This is a genomic window from Halomonas rhizosphaerae (assembly GCF_030012485.1).
In the GTDB taxonomy this organism is placed as follows: Bacteria; Pseudomonadota; Gammaproteobacteria; order Pseudomonadales; family Halomonadaceae; genus Halomonas; species Halomonas rhizosphaerae.
The window spans coordinates 97010-117499 of the sequence record NZ_JASCQQ010000032.1 but is presented as its reverse complement, the minus strand read 5'-3'; the positions used below and the strand labels follow the sequence as shown (position 1 = coordinate 117499).

Below are 20490 nucleotides of genomic sequence, written 5' to 3'. Positions count from 1 at the left end.
CACTTTCCTGCAGGAGTTGACCTTGGGCCTTCTCGTCGGTGTCACCGTCCTCTGGGCGTTCTCGTTCTCGCTGATCGGCGTCTACCTGGCCGGCCAGGTGGACAGCTACTTCGCGGTCCTGATGCGGATCGGCCTGGCGGCGCTGGTCTTCCTGCCGTTCCTGCGCCCCTCGCTGCTGCGCGGCCGCCAGCGGCTCGCCCTGATGGGGCTGGGGGCGGTGCAGCTGGGTGTGATGTATATCTTCTTCTACCAGTCCTTCCTGCTGCTCTCGGTGCCGGAGGTGCTGCTGTTCACCATCTTCACGCCGATCTATATCGCCCTGCTCGACGATGCCCTCTTCGGGCGCTTCACGCCTTTCTATCTGGTGACCGCGTCGCTGGCCGTGCTGGGCGCGGCCGTGATCCGCTACCAGGGCCTCGACAGCGGCTTCTGGACGGGCTTCCTGGTGGTCCAGGGGGCCAACCTCTGCTTTGCCCTGGGGCAGGTAGGCTATCGGCGCCTGTCCGCAGGCCTGCCCGCCTCGCTGCCCCGGCACAGCGTGTTCGGATGGTTCTACCTCGGCGCCCTGGCGGTGGCCGTGCCCGCCTTCGCGTTGCTTGGCAATGCCGCCGGCCTGCCCACTACCGGGGTCCAGTGGGGCGTGCTGCTGTGGCTGGGACTGGTGGCCTCGGGCCTCGGCTACTTCCTGTGGAATCTGGGCGCCACCCGGGTCGATGCCGGTGCCCTGGCGATCATGAACAATGCCCTGATTCCCGCGGGCCTCCTGGTCAACCTGGTGATCTGGAGCCGCGATGCCGACCTCGTGCGGCTGGGACTGGGCGGTGCCATCATCGTCGGCTCGCTGGCGCTCAACGAGTGGTGGCTGAGGCGCCGCGGCTTCAAGGCAGCCTGACCGCGTTTGCCCGCCTCGTGGCCAGTCGCCATAATGAGCGGCCGCGAAGCGAGAGGCCTGTGCATGCCAACCTTCAAGAACATCGGCCTGATCGGCCGCCTGGGCAGTGCCAAGGTGGTCGACACCCTCAAGCGACTGATGCGCTTCCTCGACGCCGGTGGCTACCATGTCATCATCGAGGACAGGACCGCCACGGTCCTGCTTGATCATGGCCATCCCGAGGCCAGTCGACGCCTGTTGGGCGAGCTCTGCGACCTGGTGATCGTGGTCGGTGGCGATGGCAGCCTGCTCGGCGCCGCCCGGACCCTCTGCCACAGCGGCACCCTGGTGCTGGGGGTCAACCGCGGTCGCCTGGGCTTTCTCACCGACATCTCGCCCGATGAGATCGAGGCGCGCGTCGGCGAAGTCCTCGAGGGCCGCTATGAGCTCGAGGAGCGCTTCCTGCTGGATGCCGAGCTCTATCGGGGCGACATTCAGGTCGGCAACGGCGATGCCCTGAACGAGGTCGTGCTGCATCCCGGCAAGGCGGTGCGCATGATCGAGTTCGAGCTGTTCATCGACGACCAGTTCGTCTATAGCCAGCGCAGCGACGGACTGATCATCGCCACGCCCACCGGCTCCACGGCCTATGCGCTCTCGGGCGGCGGACCGATCATGCACCCCAAGCTCGATGTCATCACCCTGGTGCCGATGTTCCCGCATACCCTCTCGAGCCGCCCCATCGTCATCGACGCCGCCAGCGAGATCCGCATCCATATCGGCGAGACCAACCAGACCTACCCGCATATCAGCTGCGATGGCCAGACCCGCGCGGTGGCCAAGCCCGACGATGTGCTGGTGATCCGTCGCAAGCCGCGGCGGGTGCAGCTGGTGCATCCGCTGGGCCACAACTTCTACGATGTCCTGCGCAGCAAGCTGGGCTGGAGCAATCGCCTGGGGGACTGAGGTGAGGAGAGCGACGTGAGCATGCAAGGCGGCCTCGAAGGCTACGACCTGATCGGTGATGTCCACGGCTGCGGTGCGACCCTGGGCTCCCTGCTCGAGCGTCTCGGCTACCACCAGCGTGGCGGCGTCTATCGCCATCCGCGCCGCAAGGTGATCTTCCTCGGCGATCTGATCGACCGGGGGCCGCGCATCCGCCTGGCGGTCAGCATCGCCCGACGGATGGTGGAGGAGGGCGAGGCCCACATCGTCATGGGCAACCACGAGTATAATGCCCTGGCCTACTGCCATCGCGCCCCCGGCAGCCTGGGGCGCGAGTGGCTGCGCGAGCATACGCCGCGCCATAATCGCATCATCCAGGAAACCCTGCAGCAGTACCGCGACCATCCCCAGGAGTGGGAGGAGGCGCTGGCCTGGTTCCTGGACATCCCGCTGTGCCTGGAGCTCGACGGCCTGCGGGTGGTGCATGCCTGCTGGGACCAGCCGCTCGTGGAGGCGCTGCGCCGCGAGCATCCCGACGGACGCATCGACGAGGATTTCCTGGCCGCCTCGGTGGTGCCCGGGACCCTGGAGTTTCGTATCCTCGACCGCCTGACGCGGGGCATCCATGTGCCCCTGCCGGAGGGCGTGGAGATCCAGTCGGGCGACGGCTTCACCCGGCGCAGCTTCCGTGCCCACTTCTGGGCCCGGCAGCCGCAGACCTGGGGGGACGTCATCTTCCAGCCGGACAACCTGCCCGATGATCTGGAGCGTCGCGAGCTCACCGATGAGGAGCGCTCGCGCCTCAGCTACTATGGGCCCGAGCAGCCACCGCTGTTCATCGGCCACTACTGGTGCGAGGGTATCCCGGCCCTGCCCGCCGCCAACATTGCCTGCCTGGACTACAGTGCGGTCAAGTTCGGTCGCCTTGTGGCCTACCGCTGGAGCGGTGAGCCGACGCTCGATGCCAACCACTTCGTATGGATCCGCGTGCCTCGTGAGGAGCAGGTCCGGCCGCAGCCCTGGGAGATCGATTTCGATTGATACAATTCGTTACGAGAAAGTCGTGTCATCGGGCTGAACTCTCGCCCACCCACGCCATCAGAATAGGTGTTCCCTTGAATGATCCCTTGCTCTTGTCCGGCGGCCCCCTCCGCCGGACTTTTTCTTTGCGTGGCCTGCACGCGCCGTCACGCCGGGCTCGTCAACCGTTGGAGAGGCCATGTATCGGGTAATCCTGCTGCCCCACGATGTCGACACCCGTGAGCTGCGGCGCGCCCTTTGGGCGCATCGCATCGGGCATCGATTTACCGAGGAGAGCGAGGGACAGGTGCTTTGGCTGGTCGACCCCGAGCAGCACGACGCGATGCTCAGACTGATCGAGCGCTGGCGGCAGGGTGAACCGCTGATGCCCGAGCGAACGCCGGCCGCAAGGCGTTCACCCGACGAGCTGCTCGGCCCCTTTCGTCAGGTGCCGGTGACGTCCTTCGCGCTGGCGCTGTGCCTGGTGGTCTTCGCCGCCATGGGGGTGCTCGGCGACCGCGTGGTCGCGGCGCTGACCATTGTGCCGGTGGTCGTGACCAATGGCGGCCTGGCCTTCGGCCACCTCGGCGAGGCGCTCGCCTCGGGCCAGGTGTGGAGGCTGTTGTCTCCGGCCTTCCTGCACTTCGGCTGGATGCACCTGATCTTCAACATGCTGTGGCTCTGGTACTTCGGTCGCCAGGTGGAGGCGCTGCAGGGCAGCACGCGGATGCTGACGCTGCTGCTCGTTGCCGGCATCGGCGCCAACCTGGCCCAGTACGCCACCGGGACCGTGCTGTTCGGCGGCATGTCCGGCGTCGACTTCGCGCTGTTGGCCTATGTCTGGCTGATGTCGCGGCGTGCGCCGCGCAGCGGCTTCTTCGTACCCCAGATGCTGGTGGTCTTCATGCTCGGCTGGCTGGTCTTCGCGATGACCGACATGGCGGCCACGGTGGGGTTCGGCAACGTGGCCAACGAGGCGCACCTGGGCGGGCTGGTCGTGGGCCTGGTGCTGGGCTGGTATCATTCCGGCCGTGCCCGCCGTCAATCCTGAGAGAACCCGTCATGAGCGAGATGTCCTTCGATCGCATGATCCAGCAGATGACCCCGTCCATCTACGAGAGCCTCAAGCGGGCCGTGTCACTGCGCAAGTGGCCGGATGGCCGGATGCTGACGGCCGAGCAGACCGAGCTGTGCCTCGAGGCGGTGATGCGCTATGAGGTGGAGAACCAGGTGCCCGAGGAGCAGCGGGTCGGCTACCTGCAGCGTCGCACCTGCGGCAGCGCCAGCGGCGGGACCGACGTGCCCCCCGAACGGGCCGGCCTGGCCCGGGATGCCAGCCGTGACTGAGTCGATCGAGGCCGCCAAGGCGCTGCAGGGCTGCCTGAGCAAGATGGCCGTCGAGCCGGGCTCCCCGGCCCGCTACGTGCTGCGGGCCGGCGAGGCCCGTCTCGACCTCAACGCCTGCCTCGGCAAGCCCTTGCGGCTGGAGTGGACCGGCGCCATCGCCTGCACCCATTGCGGCAGGGCCACCAGGAAGAGCTTCGCCCAGGGCTACTGCTACCCGTGCTTCAAGCGCCTCGCCCAGTGCGACACCTGCATCATGAAGCCGGAGCTCTGCCACTTCTTCGAAGGCACCTGCCGCGAGCCCGACTGGGCCGAGCGCCACTGCTTCCAGCCCCATGTGGTCTACCTGGCCAACGCCTCCGGCCTCAAGGTAGGCATCACTCGCGCCAGCCAGATGCCGACGCGCTGGCTCGACCAGGGCGCCGTGCAGGCCCTGCCGATCCTGGAGGTGGATACCCGTCAGCAGTCGGGGTTCGTGGAGGTGCTGTTCAAGGAGGAGGTCTCGGATCGCACCAACTGGCGCGCCATGCTCAAGGGCGACACCCTGGCCCTTGACCTGGCGGCCGATCGGGACCGCCTGCTGGCGCGGCTGGAGGCTGGCCTGGCCAACCTGCGCGAACGCTTCGGGGCGGACGCCATCCGCCTCCTCGACGAGGCGCCGCTGAGCTTCGACTATCCGGTGCTGGAGTTCCCCGCCAAGGTGGTCTCCCACAACCTGGACAAGCAGCCCGTGGTGGCCGGCACCCTGCTGGGCATCAAGGGCCAGTACCTGATCCTCGACAGTGGCGTGATCAACCTGCGCAAGTTCACCGGGTACGAGGTCAAGGTCTCTGCCTGATCGTTGGGCTATCCTGCGGGCAGTGAAAGTGTACAGCAGCAGGAGGAGCGTCGATGAGCGAGTCCATGCGTGCCATGCGCCTGCATGCCCCGGGCAGGCCACTCGAGCTGGAGCGGGTCGCCCGCCCCGCGCCCGGTCCCGGTGAGGTCGAGGTGCGCGTGCTGGCCTGCGGGGTCTGTCGGACCGACCTTCATGTCCTCGATGGCGAGCTTACCGAGCCAAGTCTGCCGCTGGTCCTAGGCCACGAGATCGTCGGCGAAGTGGCGGCGCTGGGGGAGGGCGTCCAGGGGCCGGCCCCGGGCACGCGGGTCGGCGTGCCTTGGCTGGGCTGGACCTGCGGCGAGTGCGAGCCCTGCCGGGCCGGTCGCGAGAACCTCTGCGAACGGGCCGAGTTCACCGGCTACACCCGCGATGGCGGCTATGCGGAGTACTGCGTGGCGGATGCTCGCTACTGCTTTCCCCTGGATGTCGAGGATGCCCAGGCCGCTGCCCCGCTGCTGTGTGCCGGCCTGATCGGCTATCGCACCTGGCGGCTGGCCGGTGGCGAGACGAACCGGCGGCTCGGCATCTACGGCTTCGGTGCCGCGGCGCACATCCTGGCCCAGCTCGCCGTCGCCCGGGGGCAGGCGGTCTATGCCTTCACCCGCCCCGGAGACACCCAGGCCCAGGCCTTCGCCCGTCGCCTCGGTGCCGTCTGGGCCGGCGGCAGCGACGAGGCCCCGCCCGAGCGCCTGGACGCCGCGCTGCTGTTCGCCCCGGTGGGTGAGCTCGTTCCCACGGCACTGGCCGCGGTGCGCCCCGGCGGGGCGGTGGTTTCCGGGGGCATCCACATGTCCGACATCCCCTCCTTTCCCTACCGCCTGCTCTGGGAGGAGCGCCGCCTGAGCTCGGTGGCCAACCTCACCCGTCGCGATGGCGAGGAGTTCCTGGCGCTCGCTCCCCAGGTGCCGATTCGCACCGAGACCCGGGCCTATCCGCTGGAGCAGGCCAACCAGGCGCTGGACGACCTGCGCGAGGGGCGTCTTTCCGGTGCCGCGGTGCTGATTCCCTGAGCCATTCCCTTGGCCGCTCCCTGAACCCGAACGAGGACAGGCCCCTCGAGAGGGGCCTGTCGTGGGTCGCAACGTCGGAGATCAGCCGGGATCGGCGACCGTGGGGTAGGGGTTGTCCGGCATCAGCGTGCGCGGCAGCGCCGGGCGTCGCGTATCCTCCTTGGGTCCGTAATACTTGGCGAGATAGTCGAGGATGGTCTCCTCGGTCTCGGCCTGGAACTCCCAGAGCCCCTGGGTATCCTGCATCCAGCGGATGAGGTTTTCCCAGTGGTTGCGGGAGCCGCTGTTCTGGGTTACCAGGTTGGCCGAATGGCAGGCGGTGCAGTTGTTGCGCACCGTCTCCCAGCCTTCGGCCTGGACCAGGCCGGTGTCCGGGTCCGTTTCCTGTGCCCATGCCCCCAGCGGGAGGCACAACAGGGCCACCCCAAGCGTCGGCATGGCGAGTGTGTGCAAAGGCGTCATGGCTACCTCCTAGGCCACCTGGACCGCAATGCGGTGGCAGGCATTATTCAGGTAACCCTTGGGGTTCCAGCCCGGGACGACCATGGGTTGAGCGCGGCCTTCCTCGTCGGTGGCCTTGGCCCACACCTCGTAGTAGCCGGGCTCGGGGAACTCCACGGAGGTGGTCCAGCGCTGCCAGGCCAGACGGTTGGGCGGTTCCTTCAGCTCTGCCTTCTGCCAGGTGGCGCCGAAGTCGATGGAGACGTGCACCTCCTTCACGGCCAGGTCGCCGGCCCAGGCATGGCCGCGAACCTCCATGGCCTCGCCGAGGGCATGATCGATACCGGACTTCGGGAAGGTGACCAGCGACTTCACCGGCATCGACTCGATGGTCTCGAAGTCCTCCTTGGGCACGTTGCTGCCCGGAGCCACCGGGTGCTTGGGCACGCTGTAGGAGGGGGCGCCCATCTTGGCGCCGTCGTGCTTCTCGTTGCGGATGACGATGCGCTTGAGCCACTTGCCGGAGACCGACCCCGGCCAACCGCCGCAGACGACGCGCAGTGGGTAGCCGTTGAGGTAGGGGATGTCCTCGTCATTCATGGCCCAGGCGAGCATCGATTCGTCCTCCAGCGCCTTCTCCATGGGCACGCCGCGCGAGATGGCCTCCTTGTTCGGGTCGCCGCTGGCGTGACGGTCGGCGCCGTAGTAGCCGATGTAGAAGGCATCGTCCTTGATCCCGCAGGCCTCGAGCACATCGCGCAGGCGTACCCCGGTGAAGGTCGGGCAGGCCACCGCGCCGGTGGTCCACTGGTTGCCGCTGGCCGAGGGCACGTATTCGCTTCGTCCGTTGCCGCCGCATTCCACCTGCAACTGCAGGGTGTGGTGCTCGAACTTCTCCTTGAGGTCGGCGATGGTGAAGGTCTGCGGGTTCTCGCAGGATTCGCCGGCGATCTCCAGTTCCCAGGTATCGGCGTCGATGCTCTCCACCTCGGGGGGAATGCCGTTGTTGCGCACGAACATGTGCTTCGCCGGGGTGATGTCGTCATCCAGCAGGTGGGCCGGGGTCTCGGCATTGATGGGCCTGTCGTTGAGGACGGTCAGGCCCTCCTTGCCCTCGAGGGTGAAGGGCTCGTCGCTCTGGGCCAGGGCCGCCGGGATGAGCCCACCCGGCATGCGGTCGGCGAAGGGAATGGAGCCGCCCACGGCGGCGGCCATGGCGAGCAGGCTGGAGCGTTTCAGGAAGCCGCGGCGGCTGACGGGGTCGACCTCTCGGTCCCAGAGCTTGCGATCCGCGGCCTCGGGATCCTCGGCATAGAGCTCATGGATGCCGCGCGTCTTGGCATCGGGGGGTAGTCTTGTCATGACTGGACTCCTGATAGGCTCTGGCGTGCGTGGGGCGAGACGTCCTGCAAGCGCGCCGGGCCGGTGTTGTGATTGTCTTGTGGGAGTGCTCCATCATTCCATGTCTTACGATATTCCAGCATAGCAGCGAATCGCCCGTTGCAAGCTCGCCTTCGCTACTCGAAGAGGTCCCTCTGGGCGCGCGGCGGCCGGAAGGCCGAGGTATCCAGCCTCTGGCTCGCTACGGACGCCGGGTCATTGAGGCTGACGCGGCGGCAAGCCTTGTGGAAGCGCTGTTCCAGCAGCTCCGCGAAGACCCCCTCGCCCCGCATGCGCTTGCCGAAGCGCGGGTCGTAGTCCTCGCCGCCGCGGCACTGGCGGATGAGGCTCATCACCTTGCCGGCCCGCTCGGGGTAGTGCTCCTTTAACCACGCCTTGAACAGCGGGGCGACTTCCCGGGGCAGGCGAAGCAGCATCCAGCCGGCGGTGGTGGCACCGGCGTCCGCGGCGGCCGCGACCAGTCGTTCCAACTCATGGTCGGTCAGCCCCGGAATCACCGGGGCCACCAGGGTACCCACCGGAATGCCGGCCTCGGCCAGGGTGCGGATCACTCTCAGCCGCGCGGACGGGGAGGCGGCCCGCGGTTCCAGGCTACGCTTCAGCGCGGCATCGAGGCTGGTGAGGCTGACCATCACCCGCACCAGGCGCTGCCTGGCCAGGTCCTGCAGCAGGTCGAGGTCGCGCAGGATCAGCCCGCCCTTGGTCACCAGGGTCACCGGATGGCGGCACTCGAGAAGTAGTTCCAGGATGCCGCGAGTGGTGGCGTAGCGGGCCTCCAGGGGCTGGTAGGCATCGGTGTTGCCGGCGAGGTTGATGGGCCGGCACTCGTAGCCGGTCCGGCACAGCTCGTCCCGCAGGCGCTCCACCAGCCCGGTCCGGGCGACCAGCTTCGTCTCGAAGTCGAGCCCCGGGGAGAGGTCCCAGTAGGCGTGGCTGGGGCGCGCATAGCAGTAGATGCAGCCATGCTCGCAGCCCCGATAGGGATTGATCGAGCGGTCGAAGGGCAGGTCGGGGGAGCTGTTCCAGGAGAGCGCACTGTGCGTGCGTTCCTCGCGCACCTCGGTGACCAGGCTCTCCGGTGCCTCCTCCAGCCACCAGCCGTCGTCGACCGGCTCGCTGGTGGTCGGGGCGAAGCGGTTGTGGGGGTCAAAGGTGGCGCCGCGGCCCTTGCGCGCCACGCCATCGCGGTTCGGCTGATGGACCATCGGGGATGCCTTTTTACTGTATGGATAAACAGTATAGGGGCGCGACGGTGGCCTGTCAGCCCATCGGCAAATCGGCTGCGCCAGGTCAATCATCCGGACGGTGCGCGTTGACGCTTCATCGGGGGGTTGCTAGCTTACGCGCACTCTCAGGTGCTGGTGGATGCGTCTGCCAGTGAAACGGGAAGTCGGTGATCCCATTCCGACGCTGCCCCCGCAACGGTGATCGAGGAAAGAACGGCCATCACGCCACTGTGCTGCGGCACGGGAAGGCGGTCGTTCGAGACGTCGGGCCTGCTTCATGCCCGGCACTCACTCGTCAGCCCGGAGACCGGCCCGAGAGTTCATGCCGAGTTGCGGTGGGCAAGCTCGAGGCAGGGCCGGCGCCGCTTTCCCGTTCGTCCGTCTTCCTCGATCCCTTGTCGCCTCGGCACTCAACACGCCATCACACCGTGCGGGTGAGCACGGTGAGCAAGGGACACACCATGAAAACCATAAATCACCCCGTCCGTGGCCTGGCCGCCGTTGGCCTCGCCGCGCTTCCGCTGGCCGTCCACGCCCAGGCGAACAGCGACGACCAGGCGTCCCCCACCGTCGAACTCAATCCGATGGTCGTGACCGCCGTCCTGGCGCCCCGAACCGCCGACCAGAGTCTCTCCTCCGTCACCGTGATCGACGAGGCCGCCCTGCGCCGCCAGGATCCCAAGAGCATCACCGATGTGCTGCGGGGCCAGCCGGGGGTAGATGTCAGCACCAGCGGTAGTTTCGGCAAGCAGAGTAGCGTGTTCATCCGGGGGACCAACAGCAACCAGAACGTGCTGCTGATCGACGGCATCCGTCTTCGCTCGGCGACCACGGGGGCGGCGTCCTGGGAGTTCCTGGATCCGCGCATGTTCGAGCGCGCCGAGATCGTGCGAGGGCCGCGCGGCAGCCTCTACGGCGCCGATGCGGTGGGCGGCGTGGTCCAACTCTTCACCCCGGAAGGGGAGGAGGGCGCTCCCCAGCCGCGCCTCTCCGTGGGTGGCGGTTCCTTCGAGACTCAGCGCTACTCGGCCAGTCTCTCCGGCGCCGAGGGCGGCACCCGCTATCACTTCGCCGCCAGCCGTTTCGATACCGAGGGCCAGCCGGTGCGTCGCGGTGGGGACGACAAGGGGTATGACAATACTACTGGCCTGGTGCGGCTTTCCCATACCTTCGACGGTGGGGCCGAGGTTGGCATGCTGGCGCTGCGCGGCCGTGGCAGCACGGAGTTCGACGCGTCCGGGCCGGCTGAGGACGATTTCGTGCAGCAGGTGGCGGCGGTGTATGCGGAGACACCCGTGACGGACACTTGGACGAGCCGGGTCACACTGAGCGAGGCGCGTGACGAGCGCGACACGGTAGCGCCGACCTACAGCTCCCTCTTCAAGACCCGGACCCGTACTGCCCAGTGGAAGAACACCCTGGCCCTTGGGCCGCATGAAGTGGTGGTCGGCGCCGAGTACAGCGAAGATGATCTCGGCGACAGCCAGACATCGGGGCTCGCCTTTGACGAGGAGAGCCGCGACAACCGGGCGGTGTTTGCCCAGGGGCTGCTGGATTTCCAGCCGCTGACTACCCAGCTCAGCCTGCGCCATGACGACAATCAGGCGTTCGGCGAGGAACTGACCGGCAGCCTGGCGCTGGGCTATACCCTGGATGAGCACCACGTTGTCCGGGCAAGCTATGGAACGGCGTTTCGTGCCCCGACCTTCAACGAGCTCTATTTCCCCTTCGTCGGCTCGAGCAACCCGGACCTGGATGCCGAAACCTCCGAGACGTTTGAACTGGGCATTCGCGGCCAACATGACGCCTGGTTCTGGGATCTGGTTGCCTATCAGACGGAGGTGGATGACCTGATCGCCCTGGATGCCAGCTTCCGGCCCGTCAACATCAATGAGGCCAGGATTCGTGGCGCCGAGCTGTCGGCTGGCGCTGAAGTGAATGAGTGGACGTTGGGAGCGGCGCTCACCTATACCGACCCCGAGGACCGCAGCACCGGGAACCGGCTGGCGCGTCGCGCCACCCAGAGCCTGCGCCTCGATATCGATCGCGAGCTGGGGGAGTGGTCGCTGGGCGCTTCCTGGATCGCCCAGAACCATCGCTACAACGACGGCGACAACCAGCAGCGACTGCCGGGCTATGGCATCGTCAACCTGCGGGCCGGCTGGCAACTTGCGCCGATGTGGTCGCTGCGCGCCACCGTGGAGAATCTGACGGACAAGGAGTATGCCACCGCCCAGGGCGCTGACCTCGACCTTTCCACCTTCGAGAGCATCCCCTTCGACTACATCAACGCCGGCCGAGCGGCGTTTGTCAGCGTCCACTTTGGCCCGTAGGGAGCCGCCGGTGACTCACCGCCTGCCCGGCTTGGCCGGGCTCCTGTTCTCGCTGCTGGCCGGCCTCGTCGGGCCGGCCGCCGCCGATCAGGTCTGCGCCATCGACGATGCCGACCGCGAGGTCTGCCTGGCGGCCCCGGCCGAGAGAATCGTCGCGCTATCGCCCGGGGCCACGGAGCTGCTCTTCGCGGCCGGGGCAGGGGAGCGAGTGGTGGCAGTGGTGGATCACAGCGACTACCCGCCCGAGGCCAAGGAGCTGCCCTCGGTGGGCAGCCATGACCGCCTGGACCTGGAACGCCTGGTCGCCCTTCAACCCGACCTGGTGATCGGCTGGGTCACCGGCAATCCCGTCGAGCAGGTGGAGCGCCTCGAACGGCTGGGGGTGCCGGTGTTCCGGATCGAACCACGGACATTCGAGGGGATCGCCTCGGCCCTCGAACGACTGTCGCGGCTGGCCGGCAGCGAGGCACAGGGACGCCTGGCCGCCGAGCGCTTTCGCCAGGGGCTCGACGATCTGTCGGCGCGCCATGAAGCCGCGCCTCGGGTACCGGTGTTCTACCAGGTGTGGGACTCGCCGCTGATGACCGTCAATGACGAGCACCTGATCGGCAAGGTGGTCACGCTGTGCGGAGGCGTGAACGTCTTCGGCGGCCTGTCGCGACTGGTGCCGCGCATCGACGAGGAGGCCCTGCTGGCGGCCGACCCCGAGGTGATACTGGCCGGTGGGCGGGGGGAGGAGAACCGCAGCTGGTTGGACGCCTGGAAGCGCTTCCCCGAGCTGACGGCGGTGGCCCGCGACAACCTCTTCTTCGTGCCTCCGTCGCTGCTCCAGCGGCCCACGCCACGCCTGCTGGAGGGCAGCCGACTTCTCTGTGAGAGGCTGGAGGTGGCCCGTGGGCGGCGCTAGCTCACGCGCCGCGGCCCACGGGCACCTGACCTCGGGTCATCTGGCGTTGACCCTGGGCGTGCTGGCCGCGGTCTCCCTGGCCGCCCTGGTGCTCGCCGTTGCCCTGGGCAGTGCCGACGTCTCCCTGACGGACAGCCTTGCCGTGCTGGTGGGCGGTGGCGACGCCCTGTCACGGACCCTGATCCTGGAGCTGCGCCTGCCGCGTGCCCTGGCTGCCTTCGCCACCGGCGGCCTGCTGGCGGTGGCCGGTGCGCTGATGCAGGTGCTGCTGCGCAACCCGCTGGCGGACCCCTATGTGCTGGGGCTTTCCGGCGGCGCGGCGGTGGGTGCCCTGCTGGCGATGCTGGCGGGGCTGGGCAGCGCCCTGGTCTCGGGGTCGGCCTTTGCCGGCGCCCTGACGGCGACCCTGCTGGTGTTCGGCCTGGCGCACGGGACCGGCAGCTGGACCCCCTCGCGATTGCTGCTCACCGGGGTGGTCGTCGCCTCCGGCTGGGGGGCGGTGATCACCCTGATCCTGTCGCTCACCCCGTCCCGGCAGTTGCCGGGCATGCTCTACTGGCTGATGGGCGACCTGGCCCATGCGCGGGCGCCCGGCGTCGCGCTGGGCCTGCTGGGCCTGGTCTGTCTGCTGGTGGTGCCGCTCGGGCGAAGCCTCAACGTGCTGGCACGGGGCGGGCTGCAGGCGGCGGCCCTGGGCGTGGCGGTCCGACGGCTGGAGTGGCTGGTCTACCTGCTGGCGAGCCTGGTCACCGCCGTCGCCGTGACCACGGCCGGAAGCATCGGTTTCGTGGGGCTGGTGGTGCCGCACCTGCTGCGCCTGGCACTGGGCAACGACCAGCGGCTGATCCTTCCCGCCTGTGCCCTGGCCGGCGGTACCCTGCTGGTGCTGGCCGATACCCTGGCGCGGACGGTGATCGCCCCCGAGCAGCTGCCGGTTGGCGTGATCACCGCCCTGCTCGGCGTGCCGACCTTTCTCTACCTGCTGCATCGGAGCCGCTGATGAGTCGCCTGGAGACCCGTGGGCTGGTCATCGATGTGCCGGGCCGCAAGGGCGGGGACTCCCTGGACCTCGCGGTGCTGCCGGGCCAGGTCTGGGGCGTGCTGGGACCCAACGGCGCGGGCAAGACCACCCTGCTGCATACCCTGGCCGGACTGCGCTCGCCGCGCCTCGGCCGGGTGGAGGTGGATGGCGTGCCCTTGACGCGCCTGCGCCGTCGCCGACTGGCCCAGAGCCTGGGGCTGGTCTTCCAGGAGCATCACGACGGCTTCCCTGCCACGGTGGAGGAGACCGCCCTGATCGGCCGCCATCCCTGGCTTTCTCCGTGGCAGATGGAAACCGCCGAGGACCTGGCGCTGGCCCAGCGTGCCCTGGCGCGACTGGACCTGGCCGCGCTGGGCGGGCGCCAGGTGGCCACGCTCTCGGGCGGCGAACGCCAGCGGCTGGCGATTGCCACCCTGCTGGCCCAGGCTCCGGGTGTCTGGCTCGCGGACGAGCCCACCAATCATCTGGACCTGCACCACCAGGTGGCGGTGATGCGGCTGCTGGCCGAGCAGGCAGCCAGCGGTCGCGCCGTGATGATGTGTCTGCATGACCTCAACCTGGCCGCTCGCTGGTGCGATCACCTGCTGCTGCTCTATCCGGATGGTGAGGCCTGCTGGGGCCCGGCCGAGAGCATGCTGGTGCCCGAGGCCCTCGAACGACTCTATGGCCAGCGCCTGGCCAGTGCCGAGGTGGAGGGCTCCAGGGTGTTCGTCGCCGTTCCCTGAGCCTTGCACTTTGGTCGTGCCTCCCGACCGCGATGGCATCCTGGCCGTCCGTTCTCCAGGCGCCTAGACCCGGGATGCTGCGCTCTGCGCTATGGATGACGTTGACGTAAACGTCGCCGAATAGCCCGGCAATGTGTCGACAACATTCGAGAACCCGATCTGCTCCATGCCGTTATCTTGGCTGCTGGGCGGCGGGTTAAGTGATGATTGTCGACATCGCGTGTCGTTCCCGCTGCCCCACTGTTCGATAGAAGGTCGAATGTCCTCCCTTGCTGCACCCGCGTAAAACGGCCATGGCCAACAACAACAACCCTCGACGAGGACCGATTATGCCCAACCAGAACCGATGAGGAACCGACGTGCTGCTCAAACGCGAATACGGTGAAGAACATCCCTACTGGCCCCTCGGCCCCTTCAAGCTGCGCCTGCCGTTCATCCATTTCCGCTGGGAGATTCCCGAGACCGTCCAGGCGCTGGTGATGTTTGTCATCGCCATGGGCATGATCCCGCTGCTCGAGCAGTACCTGGGGGTGCCCTACGAGGTGGCGCTGGCCTTCGTGGTGGTCTGCGGCATCGGCTTCATCCTGCCACCGCTGCTCGGCGTGCCCTTCATCGCCGGCTGGATCACCCCGGCGATCCCGGTGGTACTGCTGTTCCTGAGCGACTTCACGCCCGGCCCCGAGGCGATCCGCGCCATGGTGGCCCTGCAGCTGATGGTGACGGCCATCTTCCTGTTCATGGCGGTGACCCGGCTGGGCTCGAAGCTGGTCAACAACATTCCCGACTCGATCAAGGCCGGCATCCTCCTGGGGGCGGGCATCGCCGCGATCAGCGGCGAGATCAGCGCCGGTGGACGCCTCTACAACACGCCGATCTCGCTGGGCATCGGTGGCCTGGTGACCCTCTACGTGCTCTTCTCGCTGTCGTTCCGCGACCTCGCCGAGAAGCATCGCTGGGCACGCAACATCGCCGCCTACGGCATGGTGCCGGGGATGTTGGTGACCATGGCCATCGGCTGGGGCGTGGGCGAGTACCCGCTGCCCGAGATCGAGTGGGGCATGGCCCTTCCCGACTTCGCCGGCATCTGGGGTTACCTGCCGTTCGCGGTCGGGCTGCCGGGCATGGAGCTGCTGCTGGCCGCGATCCCCACGGCGGTCATCGCCTATATCATCGCCTTCGGTGACATCATCGTCGGCCAGAGCCTGATCAAGCGGGTCGATCACCTGCGGCCCGACGAGAAGATCGAGGTCAACGTCGATCGCGTGCACCTGATCACCGGCCTGCGCAACCTGATGCACGCCTTCCTCGCCCCCTACCCGGGGCTGGCCGGCCCGCTCTTCACCGGTGCCATGGCGACCATCGCCGAGCGCTACCGCTATGGGCGCAAGGCCATGGACACCATCTACTCCGGGGCCTCGGTGTTCTGGATCGTCGGCTTCCTGGCGCTGTTCATGCTGCCGCTGATCACCCTGTTCCGGCCGGTGCTGCCCATTGCCCTGTCGATCACCCTGCTGATCACCGGCTACCTCTGCATTGCCGTGGCGGTGGAGCAGATCCGCAATGCGACGGCCATGGGCGTGGCCGGCATCATGGGGGTGGTGCTGGCGACCCACGGTGCCGCCTGGGGGCTGGGTGTCGGCCTGGTGCTCTATTTCATGGTCGAGCACCGGTCGCGCCGGGCGCGCGTCGCCGAACCCGAGGAGCCGATCGCCGTGGAGGACGACATGGCGGTGGAAACGGACGATGGCCTCGAGCCGGGGCCCGTCACGCGCTGATCGTGCACACGAGTCTTGCCACGCTGCGGGCCGCCTTTCGAGGCGGCCCGCCTCGTTGTGGGGAAGGGGTCAGGCGTCGGGCAGGTGGCCGACGAAGCGCGCCGGGTCGTCGCTGATCACCGCCTCGACGCCCCATTGCCAGCGCGGGGCGAAGGCGGCGGGATCGTTGGCCGTGTAGCAGAGCAGCCGGTAGCCGGCTTCGACGACCTCGCGAACGCGCGACTGCTTGAGGCGCCTCCAGTCGGCATGCACGCTGAAGGCCTGCACCGGCTCGCAATGCCGGCGCCAGTCCCGGCCGATCGCCTCGTAGAGCACGCCCAGCGCCAGCGTCTCGGGCCCGGCCAGGGCGCGCGCCTGGGCCAGGGCCGTGTCGTTGAAGGAGGAGACCACGCATCGCGCCGGCGGCAGCGCCTCCCTCACCGGGGGCAGGGCGGCCTCCACCAGGGCACGGGGGTCCCGGCCGCGATTCACCTTGAGCTCCAGGTTCACGCCCATCTCCAACTCGTCGAGCAGGGCCAGCATCTCCCCGAGGGTGGCCATGCGCTCGCCCAGGAAGGCGTCGCCGAACCAGCTGCCCGCGTCGAGCCGACGGGCCGCGGCCAGGTCGAGGTCGGACAGTCGGCCGCGCCCATCGGAGCAGCGCCGGATGTTGGCGTCGTGCCAGATCACCGGTGTCCCGTCGCCGAGCAGCTGCACGTCCAGCTCCACCCAGGTGAAGCCCGCGGCGTGGGCGGCGCGCACGGCGGAGAGGGTGTTCTCCGGGGCATGGGCGGAAAGACCGCGGTGGGCAATCAGGCGGGGCAGGGGGATATCGGGGTGAGGCATGAACAGTCGTCCTGGTCTGCGAGGCGCCGTCCATTGGCGGCGTGGAAGCGTCCTGTAGCGTATCGCCATCCGCCATGGCGTGGATATGGTAGGCTGCGCGATTTCGACCCTGGTGATGGTGCCGGACCCCGACGATGCGAGGACAGTGAGATGAGAGTCGTGCATATCAAGAATCCCCAGCAGCGCGAGGCCTGCCTGGCCCGGCTGTGCGCCGAGGCCTATGGCCAGGAGGCGGGCCTCAGGCCGCTGGCGACCTTCGCCGGTACCCTCGGGGTGCTGGTCAAGCAGGAGGCGGCCAGGGTGCTGGCCCTGGTGGATAATCATTCACGCCCGGTGGCGTTGGCCCTGCTCGTGCTCGACGAACTCGGCAGCAGCATGACCGTGATGCTGCTGGCCGAGCTTGACCAGGACCCGCAACAGGCGGGCGTGGCGCGGCCGGCCGAGCGCCTGGTCGCCGAGCTGGCGCTCAAGGCCCCCCTTCGGGTCGATGCCCGGGATGCCGAGCAGGAGGCTCGGTTTCGCGAGGCAGGGATCACGCGCTGGCTGGACGGCAAGGCCGGGGTGCGGATCGGGCTGGGCCCCAAGCATCCCGCCACTTCCCTTGAGGACCTGCCCAGGGCGCTGACCTTCGACGAGGCGGCGGTGATCCAGTCCTTCAAGCGCGACCGCCAGCAGTTCGATGACTACAAGGCGCGCTTCATCCGCGGCCTGGAAACCTTTCCCGCCACGCTCTGATAACGGCCCGACTTGACCCGCGGGGGCCACGGCGCTTGACTGGTGGGCCTATCCCGCAGGCAGCACAAGGAAAGCACTCTCATGGCCAAGCGCGTCCAGTTCGCTCGTACCGGCGGGCCCGAGGTCCTCGAACTCGTCGACGTTACCCCGACCGAGCCGACGCCCGGCGAGGTCCGGGTGAGGAACCAGGCCGTCGGCCTCAACTTCATCGACATCTACTTTCGCACCGGCCTCTATCCGGCCCCGTCGCTGCCCTCCGGCCTGGGCACCGAGGGGGCCGGCGTGGTCGATGCGGTGGGCGAGGGCGTCACCCACCTCAAGGCGGGGGACCGGGTCGCCTATGCCCAGGGCCCGCTGGGCGCCTATGCCGAGCAGCATGTGCTGCCGGCGGAGAAGGTGGTGGCGCTGCCCGCCGCCATCGACGTCGAGACCGCCGCCGCCAGCATGCTCAAGGGCCTGACCGTGCAGTACCTGCTGCGCCAGACCCGCGAGCTCAAGGGCGGCGAGACGATCCTCTGGCACGCTGCTGCCGGCGGCGTGGGCTCCATCGCCTGCCAGTGGGCGAAGGCGCTGGGCGTGAAGCTGATCGGTACCGTCAGTTCGCCCGAGAAGGCGGCGCTGGCCGAGCGCAACGGCGCCTGGGCCACCATCGACTACACGCAGGAGGATGTCGTCGAGCGGGTGCGTGAGTTGACCAATGGTGCGATGTGCGACGTGGCCTACGACTCGGTGGGCAAGGACACCTGGGAGACCTCGCTGGACTGCCTGAAGCCGCGCTCGCTGATGGTCAGCTTCGGCAACGCCTCCGGTGCCGTGGAGGGGGTCAACATCGGCATCCTCAACCAGAAGGGGTCGCTGTTCGTCACCCGTCCGAGCCTCAACGGTTATGCCGACACCCGCGCGCGGCTGGAGTGGATGGCCGGCGAACTCTTCGAGATGCTGGAGAGCGGGAAGGTGAAGGTCGACATCGCCCAGCGCTACCCGCTGGCCGAGGCGGGCAAGGCCCAGGAGGCCCTCCAGGGGCGCAAGACCACCGGGTCCACCATCCTGTTGCCGTGAGTCGGATACACGGCTCCCATGCCCGGCGGCCGGGAAACCGCGCAGGGGCATGGGGAGTCGGCCATCATCCGGTGAGTCAGCATCTACCGTCATAGCATTTCATGAACTGACCGCCAGCACGTATTCTGGTCGACAACACCATCCATTCCCCGAGGGTCACCGATGACAGCTTCCCCCCGAGGTGCGCTTCCCCTGAGACTCTTGCTTCTCACGCTGCTCGGCGTGTTGTCCGGCCCCGTGCTGGCCGATGAGGATGAGGCGCCACTGCAACTGGTGGCCACGACCGCGATGGTCGCCGATGCCCTGCGAGAGGTGGGCGGAGAGCGGGTCGAGGTGCAGGGCTTGATGGGGCCCGGGGTGGACCCGCACCTCTATCGCCAGACCCGCAGCGACGTTACCGCCATGACCCGGGCGGATGCGGTGTTCTGGAACGGTCTCAACCTGGAGGCCCAGCTGCGCAACTTCCTGTCACGGCTGGCGGCACGCAAGCCGGTCTTCGCCGTGGGCGAGGCGGTGCCGGCCGAGCAGCGTCTCGCCGATGAGGCGTATCCGGACCAGCCAGACCCTCACGTCTGGATGGACCCCGGCCGCTGGCGGTGGGTGGTGGAGGGCATCCGTGATGCCCTGGTCGAGCTGGCCCCCGAGCATGCTCGGGAGTTCGAGGCACGTACCGATGCCTATCTCGCCGAGCTCGAGGCGCTGGATCGCTACGCTGACGGGGTGCTCGACAGCGTGCCCGCATCGGCGCGGGTCCTGGTGACGGCACATGACGCCTTCGGCTACTTCGGTGACGCCTATGAATACGAGGTCCTGGGGATCCAGGGCTTCTCCACCGAGAGCGAGGCCGGCCTGGCGCGCATCGAGTCGCTGGTCGACGTGCTGGTGGACCGCCGCATCGGCGCCATCTTCATCGAATCGTCGGTGTCGGACCGCAATGTCCAGGCACTGGTCGAGGGCGCGGCCGCCGAGGGCTGGACGGTAGAAATCGGCGGTGAGCTGTTCTCCGATGCCATGGGGCCGGCCGCTACCTACGAGGGCACCTGGCTCGGGATGCTCGATCACAACGTCACCCTGATCACCCGTGCGCTGGGGGGCGAGGCCCCCGCCGGGGGCAGACAGGGTCGACTGAGCCAGGAGGGGAGTGAATGAACGAGGCCCAGCACCTCTCCGATGAGGTGGTCGCGAGCCCGCTGGCAATCCATGGCCTGACCGTCAGCTATGACCATCGGCCGGTGGTTCACTCGGTGGACTTCATCACGCCGCCGGGCTGCATGACCGCCATCGTGGGACCCAACGGGGCCGGCAAGTCGACCCTGCTCAAGGCGGCTCTGGGCATCACCCGGCGCCTGACCGGTGATATCAGGGTGTTCGGCGAGCCCTATGACGGCCGTTCGCGCCGTGTGGCCTATGTCCCGCAGCGCAGCAGCGTCGACTGGGATTTTCCCGCTACGGTAATCGACGTGGTGACCATGGGGCTCTTCCGTGACCTGCACTGGTGGCAGTTTATCCGTCGGCACCATCGCGACAGGGCCATGGAGAGTCTGGGCCGTGTCGGTATGGAGGCCTTCGCCCAGCGCCAGATCGGCGAACTCTCGGGTGGCCAGCAGCAACGCGTCTTCCTGGCCCGCGCCCTGACCCAGGAGGCGGATCTGACCATCCTCGACGAGCCTTTCGCCGGGGTCGATGCAGCCACCGAGAAGGCCATCGTGGAGGTGCTCAAGACGCTGCGTCGCCAGGGCAGGACCCTGCTCTGTGTCCATCACGATCTCGCCACGGTGCGCGACTATTTCGATCACCTGTTGCTGCTCAATGTCCGCCGCATCGCCGCCGGGCCCGTGGCGACCACCTTCACCGCGCAGAACCTGCAGGAGACCTACGGTGGACGGCTCGGCGATGTCCAGTTGTTGCGCCTGCTGGACGAGGCGCCCCGGGAATCCCGGGAGTGCTGAGC

20 protein-coding genes and 1 riboswitch are annotated in these 20490 nt (G+C 68.1%); of the genes, 16 read left to right on the top strand and 4 right to left on the bottom strand.

Annotated features, from left to right (window positions below; genetic code table 11):
- The first annotated feature begins 22 nt into the window (after window positions 1-22).
- From QLQ86_RS15175 to QLQ86_RS15145, 7 genes are all read left to right on the top strand, one after another.
- Complete coding sequence (locus QLQ86_RS15175) at window positions 23-892, top strand: DMT family transporter (RefSeq protein ID WP_282817504.1); 870 nt, start codon at window positions 23-25, stop codon at window positions 890-892.
- 63 nt (window positions 893-955) lie between these two features.
- Window positions 956-1837, top strand: a complete 882-nt coding sequence (locus QLQ86_RS15170; protein WP_282817503.1) for an NAD(+) kinase — start codon at window positions 956-958, stop codon at window positions 1835-1837.
- Between the two features lie 21 nt (window positions 1838-1858).
- Entirely contained in the window at window positions 1859-2857 is a 999-nt protein-coding gene (locus QLQ86_RS15165) for a metallophosphoesterase (RefSeq protein WP_282733812.1), read from the top strand.
- 178 nt (window positions 2858-3035) lie between these two features.
- Window positions 3036-3887: a rhomboid family intramembrane serine protease gene (locus QLQ86_RS15160; protein WP_282817502.1), complete on the top strand. Its 852-nt coding sequence runs from the start codon at window positions 3036-3038 to the stop codon at window positions 3885-3887.
- Window positions 3888-3898: 11 nt separating this feature from the next.
- Window positions 3899-4183, top strand: a complete 285-nt coding sequence (locus tag QLQ86_RS15155; protein ID WP_282817501.1) for a YeaC family protein — start codon at window positions 3899-3901, stop codon at window positions 4181-4183.
- Complete coding sequence (locus QLQ86_RS15150; RefSeq protein WP_282817500.1) at window positions 4167-5018, top strand: DUF2797 domain-containing protein; 852 nt, start codon at window positions 4167-4169, stop codon at window positions 5016-5018. The genes QLQ86_RS15155 and QLQ86_RS15150 overlap by 17 nt, the downstream gene beginning before the upstream one ends.
- 53 nt (window positions 5019-5071) lie before the next feature.
- A complete protein-coding gene (locus QLQ86_RS15145; RefSeq protein WP_282817499.1) occupies window positions 5072-6070 on the top strand; it encodes a zinc-dependent alcohol dehydrogenase family protein in 999 nt (332 codons plus the stop codon).
- 81 nt (window positions 6071-6151) lie between these two features.
- Here QLQ86_RS15145 and QLQ86_RS15140 read toward each other — a convergent pair whose 3' ends face one another.
- From QLQ86_RS15140 to QLQ86_RS15130, 3 genes are all read right to left on the bottom strand, one after another.
- Window positions 6152-6532 carry a hypothetical protein gene (locus tag QLQ86_RS15140; RefSeq protein WP_282817498.1) on the bottom strand — a complete coding sequence of 127 codons (381 nt, stop codon included), beginning with the start codon at window positions 6530-6532 and terminating at the stop codon, window positions 6152-6154.
- Window positions 6533-6541: 9 nt separating this feature from the next.
- Window positions 6542-7873 (bottom strand): sulfite oxidase, encoded by a 1332-nt coding sequence (locus QLQ86_RS15135; RefSeq protein WP_282817497.1) that lies wholly within the window; start codon window positions 7871-7873, stop codon window positions 6542-6544.
- Window positions 7874-8028: 155 nt separating this feature from the next.
- Complete coding sequence (locus QLQ86_RS15130; RefSeq protein ID WP_282817496.1) at window positions 8029-9117, bottom strand: PA0069 family radical SAM protein; 1089 nt, start codon at window positions 9115-9117, stop codon at window positions 8029-8031.
- A gap of 131 nt (window positions 9118-9248) precedes the next feature.
- A riboswitch (cobalamin riboswitch) is annotated at window positions 9249-9468 on the top strand.
- 131 nt (window positions 9469-9599) lie between these two features.
- On the opposite strand from QLQ86_RS15130, the gene QLQ86_RS15125 reads away from it, so the two are divergent.
- The 5 genes from QLQ86_RS15125 (at window position 9600) to QLQ86_RS15105 (ending at window position 15920) form a co-directional block, all read left to right on the top strand.
- Window positions 9600-11471: a TonB-dependent receptor domain-containing protein gene (locus tag QLQ86_RS15125; RefSeq protein ID WP_282817495.1), complete on the top strand. Its 1872-nt coding sequence runs from the start codon at window positions 9600-9602 to the stop codon at window positions 11469-11471.
- A gap of 10 nt (window positions 11472-11481) precedes the next feature.
- A complete protein-coding gene (locus tag QLQ86_RS15120; RefSeq protein ID WP_282817494.1) occupies window positions 11482-12378 on the top strand; it encodes a cobalamin-binding protein in 897 nt (298 codons plus the stop codon).
- 46 nt (window positions 12379-12424) lie between these two features.
- Window positions 12425-13378: a FecCD family ABC transporter permease gene (locus tag QLQ86_RS15115; protein WP_407650108.1), complete on the top strand. Its 954-nt coding sequence runs from the start codon at window positions 12425-12427 to the stop codon at window positions 13376-13378.
- Window positions 13378-14145 carry an ABC transporter ATP-binding protein gene (locus tag QLQ86_RS15110; RefSeq protein WP_282817493.1) on the top strand — a complete coding sequence of 256 codons (768 nt, stop codon included), beginning with the start codon at window positions 13378-13380 and terminating at the stop codon, window positions 14143-14145. Before QLQ86_RS15115 ends, QLQ86_RS15110 begins: the two co-directional genes overlap by 1 nt.
- A 359-nt stretch (window positions 14146-14504) precedes the next feature.
- Window positions 14505-15920 carry a xanthine/uracil/vitamin C permease gene (locus tag QLQ86_RS15105; RefSeq protein WP_282817492.1) on the top strand — a complete coding sequence of 472 codons (1416 nt, stop codon included), beginning with the start codon at window positions 14505-14507 and terminating at the stop codon, window positions 15918-15920.
- 69 nt (window positions 15921-15989) lie between these two features.
- Here the strand turns inward: QLQ86_RS15105 and QLQ86_RS15100 are convergent, their stop codons facing one another.
- Window positions 15990-16745 (bottom strand): glycerophosphodiester phosphodiesterase family protein, encoded by a 756-nt coding sequence (locus QLQ86_RS15100; RefSeq protein WP_282817491.1) that lies wholly within the window; start codon window positions 16743-16745, stop codon window positions 15990-15992.
- 150 nt (window positions 16746-16895) lie between these two features.
- Between QLQ86_RS15100 and QLQ86_RS15095 the strand changes: the two genes are divergently transcribed.
- The 4 genes from QLQ86_RS15095 to QLQ86_RS15080 all read left to right on the top strand — a co-directional run bounded on the left by QLQ86_RS15095 (window position 16896) and on the right by QLQ86_RS15080 (window position 20488).
- Window positions 16896-17480, top strand: a complete 585-nt coding sequence (locus tag QLQ86_RS15095) for a hypothetical protein (RefSeq protein WP_282817490.1) — start codon at window positions 16896-16898, stop codon at window positions 17478-17480.
- An 81-nt stretch (window positions 17481-17561) separates the two neighbouring features.
- Window positions 17562-18539 (top strand): NADPH:quinone reductase, encoded by a 978-nt coding sequence (locus tag QLQ86_RS15090; RefSeq protein ID WP_282817489.1) that lies wholly within the window; start codon window positions 17562-17564, stop codon window positions 18537-18539.
- Window positions 18540-18701: 162 nt separating this feature from the next.
- Window positions 18702-19688 carry a metal ABC transporter solute-binding protein, Zn/Mn family gene (locus QLQ86_RS15085; protein ID WP_282817488.1) on the top strand — a complete coding sequence of 329 codons (987 nt, stop codon included), beginning with the start codon at window positions 18702-18704 and terminating at the stop codon, window positions 19686-19688.
- Window positions 19685-20488, top strand: coding sequence for a metal ABC transporter ATP-binding protein (locus QLQ86_RS15080; RefSeq protein ID WP_282733723.1), 804 nt, complete (start codon window positions 19685-19687; stop codon window positions 20486-20488). Before QLQ86_RS15085 ends, QLQ86_RS15080 begins: the two co-directional genes overlap by 4 nt.
- Window positions 20489-20490: the final 2 nt, after the last annotated feature.

Coding starts and splice junctions, on each gene's coding strand:
- QLQ86_RS15080 (WP_282733723.1), top strand. CDS start 19,685: ATGAACGAGGCCCAGCACCTCTCCGATGAGGTGGTCGCGAGCCCGCTG.
- QLQ86_RS15165 (WP_282733812.1), top strand. CDS start 1,859: ATGCAAGGCGGCCTCGAAGGCTACGACCTGATCGGTGATGTCCACGGC.
- QLQ86_RS15100 (WP_282817491.1), bottom strand. CDS start 16,745: ATGCCTCACCCCGATATCCCCCTGCCCCGCCTGATTGCCCACCGCGGT.
- QLQ86_RS15095 (WP_282817490.1), top strand. CDS start 16,896: ATGAGAGTCGTGCATATCAAGAATCCCCAGCAGCGCGAGGCCTGCCTG.
- QLQ86_RS15090 (WP_282817489.1), top strand. CDS start 17,562: ATGGCCAAGCGCGTCCAGTTCGCTCGTACCGGCGGGCCCGAGGTCCTC.
- QLQ86_RS15140 (WP_282817498.1), bottom strand. CDS start 6,532: ATGACGCCTTTGCACACACTCGCCATGCCGACGCTTGGGGTGGCCCTG.
- QLQ86_RS15135 (WP_282817497.1), bottom strand. CDS start 7,873: ATGACAAGACTACCCCCCGATGCCAAGACGCGCGGCATCCATGAGCTC.
- QLQ86_RS15150 (WP_282817500.1), top strand. CDS start 4,167: ATGCCAGCCGTGACTGAGTCGATCGAGGCCGCCAAGGCGCTGCAGGGC.
- QLQ86_RS15130 (WP_282817496.1), bottom strand. CDS start 9,117: ATGGTCCATCAGCCGAACCGCGATGGCGTGGCGCGCAAGGGCCGCGGC.
- QLQ86_RS15110 (WP_282817493.1), top strand. CDS start 13,378: ATGAGTCGCCTGGAGACCCGTGGGCTGGTCATCGATGTGCCGGGCCGC.
- QLQ86_RS15085 (WP_282817488.1), top strand. CDS start 18,702: ATGACAGCTTCCCCCCGAGGTGCGCTTCCCCTGAGACTCTTGCTTCTC.
- QLQ86_RS15170 (WP_282817503.1), top strand. CDS start 956: ATGCCAACCTTCAAGAACATCGGCCTGATCGGCCGCCTGGGCAGTGCC.
- QLQ86_RS15160 (WP_282817502.1), top strand. CDS start 3,036: ATGTATCGGGTAATCCTGCTGCCCCACGATGTCGACACCCGTGAGCTG.
- QLQ86_RS15155 (WP_282817501.1), top strand. CDS start 3,899: ATGAGCGAGATGTCCTTCGATCGCATGATCCAGCAGATGACCCCGTCC.
- QLQ86_RS15125 (WP_282817495.1), top strand. CDS start 9,600: ATGAAAACCATAAATCACCCCGTCCGTGGCCTGGCCGCCGTTGGCCTC.
- QLQ86_RS15145 (WP_282817499.1), top strand. CDS start 5,072: ATGAGCGAGTCCATGCGTGCCATGCGCCTGCATGCCCCGGGCAGGCCA.